The organism is Mycolicibacterium sp. XJ1819, from assembly GCF_053483675.1.
The window spans coordinates 145867-154899 of sequence record NZ_JBEFST010000015.1 but is presented as its reverse complement, the minus strand read 5'-3'; the positions used below and the strand labels follow the sequence as shown (position 1 = coordinate 154899).

The window sequence follows — 9033 nt, the reverse complement described above, 5'->3', positions numbered from 1 at the left end:
TCCGTCACTTCTTGGCGGCGGTCTTCTTCGCCGACTTCTTCGCGGGGGTCTTCTTCGCAGACTTGGATGCCCCCGACTTCTTCGCGGCCTTCTTGGCCGGGGCCTTCTTCGCGGGCGCCTTCTTGTCGGATTCTTTGTCACCGCCGCCGCGGCGCGCCTTCACGCTGGCCTCCAGCTTGGCCAGCAGATCGGAGACGTCCTCGCTCTCGTCGAGCTCGGTCGGCTCCTGATCCTCGGTGGTAAAGGCTTCGCCGCCTTCGAGTTTCGCCGCCACCAGTTCCTTGAGCTGGTCCTGGTAGTCGTCGTGGTAGCGGTCGGGTTTGAAGTCGTCGGTCATCGACTCGACGACCTGGCTGGCCATCTTCAGTTCGGCGGGCTTGATGTCGACTTCCTTGTCCAGCACGGGAAAGTCGGGATCACGAATCTCGTCGGGCCACAACAGCGTCTGAATCACCATCACATCGCGCTTGGAGAAGTCCTGCACGCGCAGTGCGGCAAGCCGGGTCTTGTTGCGCAGCGCGAAGTGCACGATCGCGACCCGGTCGGTCTCCATCAGCGTCTTGGCCAGCAGCACATATGATTTCGACGACTTGCCCTCGGGCTCGAGGAAGTAGCTGCGGTCGTACATCATCGGGTCGATGTCACTGGCGGGCACGAACTCGAGCACCTCGATCTCGCGGCTGCGCTCTTCGGGCAGCGTCGCGATGTCCTCGTCGGTGATGATCACCGTCTGCCCGTCATCGGACTCGTAGGCCCTGGCGATGTCACGGTATTCGACGACTTCGCCGCACACCTCGCAGACCCGTTTGTACCGGATGCGCCCATTGTCTTTGGCATGCACCTGGTGGAACTTCACGTCGTGGTCCTCGGTCGCGCTGTAGACCTTGACCGGCACATTCACCAGGCCGAAGGCGATCGAACCCTTCCAAATGGATCGCATTACGCCAGGCTAGCGGTGCTGAGGGGACAATGGGTCCCACGCGGCCGCAGCAGCGTCGCGGGTGGCGCGATCGGGCAGGTCAGCCCCGGCGCGAGCGACGGTCAGCGCCGAGGACAGCGCGGCGGTGCGCAGCACGTCGGTCAACGCCTCGGTGCTGATGTCGGCCAACGCGCGACGACGCTGGGCGCCGAGCAGATCCAGCGACCACAACGCGTCGATCAGACCGGTCATGAACGCATCCCCCGCACCGACGGTGTCCACGACTTCCACGTCATAGGCGGGCATCCGCGCCGTTCCGTTCGCGCACAACGCGAACGCCCCGCGGCCGCCCATCGTCACCGCGACGATCGACGGGCCCAGCCCCAGCCAGGTGGTCGCGACCTGTTCGGGGGAGCGATCCGGATCGATCCAGCGCATGTCCTCGTCGCTGACCTTCACCACATCGCTGCGTTGGATGAGCCGGTCGATGCGCCCGCGCGCGGCGGCGTCGTCCTCGATGAGCGCCGGACGCACGTTCGGGTCGAAGGAGACCGTCGCCGACGGATGATAGGTGTCCAGCAGCGCGGCGGTGGCCCGGCAACCCGGTTCGAGCACCGTCGCGATCGACCCGGTGTGGGTGACCAGCGGCGGTCCCACCTCGGGGGTGCCGGTCAGCTGCCAGTCGATGTCGAACACGTAATCGGCCGACCCGTCCGCACCGATGGTGGCGACCGCGGTCGGCGTTCTCTTTGCGGTGGTGCTCCCCGGAACCAGTTGCACCCCTGAGCTTTCGACATGCTCGACGATGCGTCGTCCGCGGGCGTCAGTGCCGATGTGGGTGAGGAAGTCCACCTGCCTGCCGAGCCGGGCGAGACCGACCGCGACGTTGAGCGGACTGCCGCCGACGTGCTCACCGGAGATCCGGCCGTCGCGTTCGACGATGTCGATCAACGCCTCGCCGATCACCAGGGCCCGTGGCGAGTTCATCGGAGATCCTTTCGTGGCTATCCGCCGCCGAGCACCGCGGGGTTGGCCGGGTCCAGACCGCTCGGCAGGTCGGGATCCAGGCCCGAACCGTGGGTGAACTCCTGATGGGCCATCGGTCGGCAGTTGTTGTCGATCGGCGTCTGATCACCGGAGCAGTACGGGACGAGATCCTCGGGGTCGGCCGCTGCGTGCGGAGCCGCGACCACGAGCGCGGCCGCCGCCAGCAGGCACGCCGTCAGCATTCTGCTCATGGTTCAACGCTACAGCGGGTAATACCGTGAGGTGGTGGATCAGTACGGTCGGGTGAGGCTGACCAATCCGGACAAGGTGCTCTACCCGGCGACGGGCACCACCAAGGCCGAGGTGTTCGACTACTACATCAACGTGGCCGAGGCGATGCTGCCCCACATCGCGGGCCGGCCCGTCACCCGCAAGCGCTGGCCCAACGGCGTGCATGAGTCGTCGTTCTTCGAAAAGCAACTCGCGTCCTCGGCGCCGGACTGGCTGGACCGCGGCACCATCGTGCACAGGTCCGGAACGACGACCTATCCGATCATCGACACCGTCGAAGGCCTGGCCTGGATCGCCCAGCAGGCCGCGCTCGAGGTGCACGTCCCGCAGTGGCAGTTTGTCGCGGGCTCCGAGGAACCGGGGCCGGCCACCCGGTTGGTGTTCGACCTCGACCCCGGCGAGGGCGTCAAGATGAAGCAACTGTGTGAGGTGGCGTCGGCGGTGCGCGAACTGATGGACGATATCGGGTTGACGACATTTCCGCTCACCAGCGGCAGCAAAGGTCTGCACCTCTACGCCCCGCTCGACGAGCCGATCAGCTCACGCGGCGCGGTGGTGCTGGCCAAACGTGTTGCCCAGCAACTGGAAAAAGCGATGCCCAAGCTTGTCACGTCGACCATGACCCGCAGCCTGCGCACCGGCAAGGTCTTCCTGGACTGGAGCCAGAACAACGCCGCCAAGACCACGATCGCGCCGTATTCGCTTCGCGGACGCGAACATCCGATGGTCGCCGCACCGCGCACCTGGGACGAGATCCACGACCCGAAGCTGCGCCATCTCGGGTTCGACGAGGTCCTGGAGCGCCTGGACTCGACGGGCGACCTGCTCGAAGCCCTCGACGAACCGCTGCCGTCGGTGGACCGGCTGACGAAATACCGCAGCATGCGCGATGCGGCGAAAACGCCGGAACCGGTGCCGAAGAAGGCGCCCAAGACCGGCGACAACAACCTGTTCGTCATCCAGGAGCACCACGCCCGCCGACTGCACTACGACCTGCGGCTGGAACGCGACGGCGTGCTGGTCAGTTGGGCGGTGCCCAAGAACCTGCCCGACACCCCTGCTGTCAACCACCTCGCCGTGCACACCGAGGACCATCCGCTGGAGTACCTGACGTTTCACGGCACCATCCCGAAGGGCGAATACGGGGCCGGGAAGATGGTCATCTGGGACACCGGCACATACGAGACCGAGAAGTTCAACGACCATCCACCGGACGGACCGGAGAAGGGCGGCGAGGTCATCGTCACCCTGCACGGCAAGAAGATCGACGGTCGCTACGCGCTGATCCAGACCGACGGCAAGAACTGGCTGGCCCATCGCATGAAGGACCAAAAGCGGCCGCAGGTGGGCGATCTCGCGCCGATGTTGGCCACCGAGGGGTCGGTGGCCAAACTCAAGGCGGCCCAGTGGGCGTTCGAAGCGAAGTGGGACGGGTACCGCGTCATCGTGGAGGCCGACCGCGGCAGGCTCAGCGTGCGCTCCAGGCGCGGGCGCGACGTCACCGGCGAGTATCCCCAATTCGAGGCGCTGGCCGCAGATCTGGCCGACCACCACGTGATCCTCGACGGCGAGGCGGTGGCGCTCGACCGCTCCGGCGTGCCGAGCTTCTCCGAGATGCAGAACCGGGCCCGTTCCACCCGAGTCGAGTTCTGGGCGTTCGACATCCTGCACCTCGACGGCCGATCGCTGCTGCGGGCGAAGTACACCGACCGGCGGAAACTTCTCGAGACCCTGGCCGAGGGCGGCGGCCTGATCGTGCCCGACCTGCTGCCCGGTGACGGGCCCGAGGCGCTCGAGCATGCCCGCGAACACCGATGGGAGGGGGTGGTCGCCAAGAAGCGCGACTCCACCTATCAGCCGGGCCGACGGTCGGCGTCGTGGATCAAGGACAAGATCTGGAACACCCAGGAAGTCGTGATCGGCGGTTGGCGCCGGGGCGAGGGCGGACGCTCGAGCGGGATCGGTTCGCTGATGCTCGGGATTCCGGCCGACGGGGGACTGCAGTTCGTCGGTCGCGTGGGCACGGGTTTCACCGACAAGGCCCTCGCCGAACTCAAGAAGATCCTCACCCCGCTGCAGACTGATGAAAGCCCGTTCAATGACGCGCTGCCCCGCCAGGACGCCAAGGGCGTCACTTTCGTGCGTCCCGAACTCGTCGGCGAAGTGCGCTACAGCGAACGCACCTCGGATGACCGTCTGCGCCAACCGAGTTGGCGCGGACTGCGGGAAGACAAGAGTCCGGACGAGGTGCGGTGGGAATAGTCCAGCACCCGTGTCAGACCTTGGAGATCACCTTTTCGGCATACTTCTCGATGCTGCGGATCTTGTTCTCGAGGGGCTCGGTGTCTGGTCCGACGACGTAGGGCATCCGAAAGCCGACCATGATGTCGGTGACGCCGCGGTCTTCGAGCCGCTTGATGCCGTCGGGCTTGTAGGCGTCCAGCGACATGGCATGAATCTCGAACGGCCCGCTGCGACCCTCTTCATCACGAATCTGCTTGAGCCGCTGGATGTACCAATCCAAGGCCGCCGGATCGCCGAGATCGCCACCGCCGTGCATCCAGCCGTCGTTTCGGGCGGCCCGGCGCAGGGCGGCCTCGGCGTGCCCCCCGACCAGGATCGGCACCGGCTTGCTGGGCGCCGGTGACATCTTCGTCTTGGGGATGTCGTAGAACTCGCCGTGGAATTCGAAGTACTCGCCGGTGGTGAGGCCCTTGATGATCTCGATGCACTCGTCCATGCGCTTGCCGCGACGCGCGAACGGCACACCCATCAGGTCGTAGTCCTCGCGCCAGGGACTGGAACCGACGCCCATACCCAACCGGTTGTCGAACATCGCGGCCAGCGAACCGGCCTGCTTGGCGACCAGCGCCGGCGGGCGGATCGGCAGCTTGAGCACGAACATGTTGAACTTCAGCGTCGTCGTCACCGCGCACAGCGCGCTGGCCAACACGAACGCCTCGATGATCTCCTTGCCGTCGAGGAACTCGCGGCCACCGTCCTCGGTGTAGGGGTAGGTCGAGTCCGATTCGTACGGATAGGCGAGGCTGTCCGCGATCGTCATGGCATGGAATCCGGCCGCTTCGGCCGCCTGCGCGAGCGGGATGTAGTACTTCGGATCCGTCATCGCTTCGGCATAGGTGAATCGCACGCCGCCATCCTAGGGTTCAAAAAGCGTTTAGGAACCGCCGAGGCGGGAACGTTGATCGGCATGAGCGCGGTTTCCAAAGCCATGTACATGCCCCTTCAGATCGCGATCAGCGTCGGAGGCGGACTGTTGGCGAGCAAGGTCTTCACCGAGGTCTGGCAGCGGGTGAACCCGTCGGATCGCGAACCGCCCGACCCGAAGGACCTCGACCGGTCCGCCCGCGAGGCGATCACCGCCGCCGCGCTGCAGGGGCTGGTGTTCGGACTGGTGCGCGCGGCCGTCGATCGCGCGGGTGCGCACGGCTACCGCGCGGTGACCCACCGCAGCCCCGAGTGAGACGTCACCCCGGATAGGGGGGCGCGCCCACACCGGCCACGCTGTGGGTGCCCCACGGCGTGACCTCGACGAGCTGAGCCGAGGCGCTGCGCTCTCCGATGCGCACGTCGACCTGCTGGGGAAACCGGACGGGACCCTGCGGTGTCCAGTCGAAAACCATTCCGCGCCAGTGGTATCGGCCGTCGATAGGGTCGAAGTGGCCGGTCAGCCGGACCCGCACGGTGTGGTCGCGATCGTCGACACGCATCTGCGCGGGTCCGTCGTACACCGAGGTCATTGCGGCAGGAACCCGCTGCGACGCCACATCCGCCGGGCGATCGGGCCCATCAGCCCCACCTCTTCGAGAAACGCCGCCAGCGGCGCGAAGCCGAGGATCTGGGTTTCGCGGCGGTGCGCGCTGTTGCGGGCGACCCGCCGCGCCGCGCGGCCGTCCAGACCCACCCGGCTGTACTGGACCTTGTTGGTGAACAGGAAGCGGAAGAAATACCCGCCGAGCCCGTTGACGTTGGCCACCAGGAACTTCGGCAGGCGGCGCATGTGCGGAGTGCGCCTGCGCAGCCCGTCGCGGGCGAACTGGATGTGGCGGGCTTCCTCGGCGACGTGAATGCGCATCAGGCGCTGGACCATCGGCTGTAGTTCGTCGTCGTCCATCATCTGGCGCTGCAACGAGTCGAAGATCTCCTCACCGATCAGGGCGGCCACCCACAGCGCCGGTCCCTGGAAGGCGAAGGGAAGCATGTTGATGATGACGCGCTGGTAATACCTGGGCCGCACCGGTTTCGCACCGACCCGCTCGATCGCCTTGCCGAACATCACCATGTGCCGCGTCTCGTCGCCCAACTCCGTGAGCGCGTAGTGCGTGGTGCTGGCGGTCGGATCCCGATGCATCATCTTGCGCAGCAGCGCCTGGTTGAGAATGTTCTCGAACCAGATGCCCGCTGAGAGCGTGTTGACCAGTTCCTGCCGGGACAACTCGATCTGCTGCTCGCGCGTCATCGCGTCCCACAGCGGCGTGCCGTAGAGCGACACGGTCTTCGGTGGCAGGAAGAACTTGTCGGGATCCAGCGGCGCGTCCCAGTCGATGTCGACGATCGGCGCATAGGACTTCTTGACTGAGCCGCTCAGCAGGCGCTCGGCGAACTGTGCACGCGTGGGCGCGGTCATCGTTGACCTCCTCCTGGGTGAGACAACCGTAAGGAGCCGCGACCGAAGTTGTCAATACCTGCGGTATGAGGTACTTGCGGTAGCACCAGTGTGGGCCGGGGTGGGCGCTGCCGCATACTCGCGAGCGTGACTCGGCGGATACATGTCATCGGCGTCGGCGCAGGCGACCCGGACTACGTGACGGCGCAGGCGGTCGCCGCGCTCAACGACACACAGGTCTTCTTCGCGATGGACAAGGGCGAGCAGAAGAGCGATCTGGTGGCGCTGCGCCGGCTGATCTGTGAGCGCTACATCCAACGGCCGGGCTACCGGTTCGTCGAACTGCCCGATCCGCCACGGGACAGAACGCCGTCCGACAGTCCGGCCTACCGGCGGGCCGTCTCGGACTGGCACGCGCAACGCGCCCGGCTGTGGGCCGAGGCGATCGAGACCGAGCTGGCGCCCGGTGGCGTCGGCGCGTTTCTGGCGTGGGGTGACCCGTCGCTCTACGACAGCACACTGCGGATCCTGGAAACCGTCGCGACCCACGTCGACATCGACTACGACGTGATCCCCGGCATCACCGCGATCCAGGTGCTCACCGCCCGACATCGCATCCCGCTCAACGACATCGGCGAACCCGTGCTCATCACCACCGGGCGGCAGCTGCGCGAGGGCGCACTGTCCGGCAGCGCGGTGGTGATGCTCGACGGGGACTGCTCGTTTCTGACCTGCCCACCGCAGACCCGGATCTGGTGGGGCGCCTACCTCGGAACCCCGGACGAACTGCTGGTGTCGGGCACCGTCGGCGAGGTCGGCGAGGCCATCGCCGACCTGCGCGCGCGGGCCCGCGCCGAGCACGGCTGGATCATGGACACCTATCTGCTGCGGCCCTAAGTCGCCCGCCGCGTGGCAAGATCAGCGCCATGGGATCGTTCCTGCTCCGCGCCGCACTGACCGGCCTCGCGCTGTGGGTGGTCACCCTCGTCGTACCCGGAATCACGTTCGTGGGCGCGAATTCGCGGCTGCAGGAAGTCGGCATCGTCTTCGTGGTGGCGGTGATCTTCGGGGTGGTCAACGCGTTCGTCAAGCCGATCGTCCAGATCATCTCGATCCCGCTCTACATCCTCACGTTGGGGCTGTTCCACATCGTGATCAACGCGCTGATGCTGTGGATCACGTCGTGGATCACCGAGCACACCACCCGCTGGGGCCTCTACATCGACGACTTCTGGTGGACGGCCATCTGGGCGGCCATCGTGCTCTCGATTGTGAGCTGGCTGCTCTCGCTGATCGTGGGGCGCAGCGTGCGGGACTGACCACCGGCACACTGGACCCATGCCCGAACTGCCCGAGATCGAAGCGCTCGCCGACCACCTGCGCCGCCATGCGGTGGGGCTGACCGTCGGACGCATCGACGTGTCGGCGTTCTCGGTGCTCAAGACCTTCGACCCGGCCATCAACGTGTTGCACGGTCAGACCGTCACCGATGCGGGCCGGTGGGGCAAGTATCTGGGCCTGCAGGTCGGCGACCTGCATCTCATCGCGCACCTGTCGCGGGCCGGCTGGCTGCGCTGGTCGGACAAGCTGGCCGCCGCGCCGCTGAGACCGGGTAAGGGCCCGATCGCGCTGCGGGTGCACCTGGGTGTACCAGGTGATGCGCCGGGCTTCGACCTCACCGAGGCGGGCACCCAGAAGCGCCTGGCGGTATGGCTGGTCGGCGAACCGACCACGGTGCCCGGCATCGCGGCGCTGGGGCCTGACGCGCTGTCGCTGGACCCCGACGGCCTGGCCGCGGCGCTGGCGGGCAATACCGGGCGGATCAAGACCGTCATCACCGACCAGAAGGTCATCGCGGGCATCGGCAACGCCTACAGCGACGAGATCCTGCACGTCGCCCGGCTCAGCCCGTTCGCCACCGCGAACAAGCTCTCGGAGGCGCAACTCGCGGCGTTGCACGACGCGATGATCGGGGTGCTGACCGACGCCGTGGGTCGCTCGGTCGGCCAGGGCGCCGCGACACTCAAGGGCGAGAAGCGCTCCGGGCTGCGGGTGCACGCGCGCACCGGTCTGCCGTGCCCGGTCTGCGGCGACACCGTGCGCGAGGTGTCGTTCGCCGACAAGTCGTTCCAGTACTGCCCGACCTGCCAGACCGGCGGCAAGGTGCTGGCCGACCGGCGGCTGTCCCGGTTGCTGAAATAGTCTGGCG

Annotated in this window: 11 protein-coding genes; 5 read left to right on the top strand and 6 right to left on the bottom strand. The window is 66.8% G+C overall.

From position 1 onward, the window contains the following. Positions 1 to 4: 4 nt before the first annotated feature. The 3 genes from ku to ABQE89_RS18045 are packed head-to-tail and all read right to left on the bottom strand — an operon-like array spanning position 5 to position 2157. Positions 5 to 940, bottom strand: coding sequence for a non-homologous end joining protein Ku (ku, locus tag ABQE89_RS18055; protein ID WP_448419040.1), 936 nt, complete (start codon positions 938 to 940; stop codon positions 5 to 7). Positions 941 to 949: 9 nt separating this feature from the next. Then, positions 950 to 1906: a carbohydrate kinase family protein gene (locus ABQE89_RS18050; protein ID WP_448419038.1), complete on the bottom strand. Its 957-nt coding sequence runs from the start codon at positions 1904 to 1906 to the stop codon at positions 950 to 952. Positions 1907 to 1923: 17 nt separating this feature from the next. Further along, positions 1924 to 2157: a hypothetical protein gene (locus ABQE89_RS18045; protein WP_448419036.1), complete on the bottom strand. Its 234-nt coding sequence runs from the start codon at positions 2155 to 2157 to the stop codon at positions 1924 to 1926. 31 nt (positions 2158 to 2188) lie between these two features. Here ABQE89_RS18045 and ABQE89_RS18040 point away from each other — a divergent pair, with 31 nt between their 5' ends. Beyond that, positions 2189 to 4459: an ATP-dependent DNA ligase gene (locus tag ABQE89_RS18040; RefSeq protein ID WP_448419034.1), complete on the top strand. Its 2271-nt coding sequence runs from the start codon at positions 2189 to 2191 to the stop codon at positions 4457 to 4459. 13 nt (positions 4460 to 4472) lie between these two features. Here ABQE89_RS18040 and ABQE89_RS18035 read toward each other — a convergent pair whose 3' ends face one another. Continuing rightward, positions 4473 to 5348: an LLM class flavin-dependent oxidoreductase gene (locus tag ABQE89_RS18035; protein ID WP_448419032.1), complete on the bottom strand. Its 876-nt coding sequence runs from the start codon at positions 5346 to 5348 to the stop codon at positions 4473 to 4475. A gap of 60 nt (positions 5349 to 5408) precedes the next feature. Between ABQE89_RS18035 and ABQE89_RS18030 the strand changes: the two genes are divergently transcribed. Next, positions 5409 to 5681 (top strand): DUF4235 domain-containing protein, encoded by a 273-nt coding sequence (locus tag ABQE89_RS18030; RefSeq protein ID WP_448419030.1) that lies wholly within the window; start codon positions 5409 to 5411, stop codon positions 5679 to 5681. A gap of 4 nt (positions 5682 to 5685) precedes the next feature. Here the strand turns inward: ABQE89_RS18030 and ABQE89_RS18025 are convergent, their stop codons facing one another. Together ABQE89_RS18025 and ABQE89_RS18020 are read right to left on the bottom strand one after the other, a co-directional pair. Next, entirely contained in the window at positions 5686 to 5958 is a 273-nt protein-coding gene (locus ABQE89_RS18025) for a DUF4873 domain-containing protein (protein WP_448419028.1), read from the bottom strand. Further along, positions 5955 to 6845 carry an AurF N-oxygenase family protein gene (locus ABQE89_RS18020; protein ID WP_448419027.1) on the bottom strand — a complete coding sequence of 297 codons (891 nt, stop codon included), beginning with the start codon at positions 6843 to 6845 and terminating at the stop codon, positions 5955 to 5957. Before ABQE89_RS18020 ends, ABQE89_RS18025 begins: the two co-directional genes overlap by 4 nt. Before the next feature lie 126 nt (positions 6846 to 6971). On the opposite strand from ABQE89_RS18020, the gene cobF reads away from it, so the two are divergent. From cobF to ABQE89_RS18005, 3 genes are read left to right on the top strand one after another with little or no spacing between them, the layout of a single operon-like run. Then, the gene (cobF, locus tag ABQE89_RS18015) at positions 6972 to 7721 is read left to right on the top strand and encodes a precorrin-6A synthase (deacetylating) (RefSeq protein WP_448419025.1); all 750 of its coding nucleotides are present in this window, start codon (positions 6972 to 6974) and stop codon (positions 7719 to 7721) included. Positions 7722 to 7750: 29 nt separating this feature from the next. Continuing rightward, positions 7751 to 8143: a phage holin family protein gene (locus ABQE89_RS18010; protein ID WP_448419023.1), complete on the top strand. Its 393-nt coding sequence runs from the start codon at positions 7751 to 7753 to the stop codon at positions 8141 to 8143. A 19-nt stretch (positions 8144 to 8162) separates the two neighbouring features. Further along, positions 8163 to 9026, top strand: a complete 864-nt coding sequence (locus tag ABQE89_RS18005) for an Fpg/Nei family DNA glycosylase (protein WP_448419021.1) — start codon at positions 8163 to 8165, stop codon at positions 9024 to 9026. The last annotated feature ends 7 nt before the right edge of the window (positions 9027 to 9033 follow it).

What these genes read in the sequence shown, in the direction of transcription:
- ABQE89_RS18005 (WP_448419021.1), top strand. Translation starts at nt 8,163, where the DNA reads ATGCCCGAACTGCCCGAGATCGAAGCGCTCGCCGACCACCTGCGCCGC.
- ABQE89_RS18030 (WP_448419030.1), top strand. Translation starts at nt 5,409, where the DNA reads ATGAGCGCGGTTTCCAAAGCCATGTACATGCCCCTTCAGATCGCGATC.
- ABQE89_RS18045 (WP_448419036.1), bottom strand. Translation starts at nt 2,157, where the DNA reads ATGAGCAGAATGCTGACGGCGTGCCTGCTGGCGGCGGCCGCGCTCGTG.
- ABQE89_RS18025 (WP_448419028.1), bottom strand. Translation starts at nt 5,958, where the DNA reads ATGACCTCGGTGTACGACGGACCCGCGCAGATGCGTGTCGACGATCGC.
- ABQE89_RS18010 (WP_448419023.1), top strand. Translation starts at nt 7,751, where the DNA reads ATGGGATCGTTCCTGCTCCGCGCCGCACTGACCGGCCTCGCGCTGTGG.
- ABQE89_RS18050 (WP_448419038.1), bottom strand. Translation starts at nt 1,906, where the DNA reads ATGAACTCGCCACGGGCCCTGGTGATCGGCGAGGCGTTGATCGACATC.
- ku (WP_448419040.1), bottom strand. Translation starts at nt 940, where the DNA reads ATGCGATCCATTTGGAAGGGTTCGATCGCCTTCGGCCTGGTGAATGTG.
- ABQE89_RS18020 (WP_448419027.1), bottom strand. Translation starts at nt 6,845, where the DNA reads ATGACCGCGCCCACGCGTGCACAGTTCGCCGAGCGCCTGCTGAGCGGC.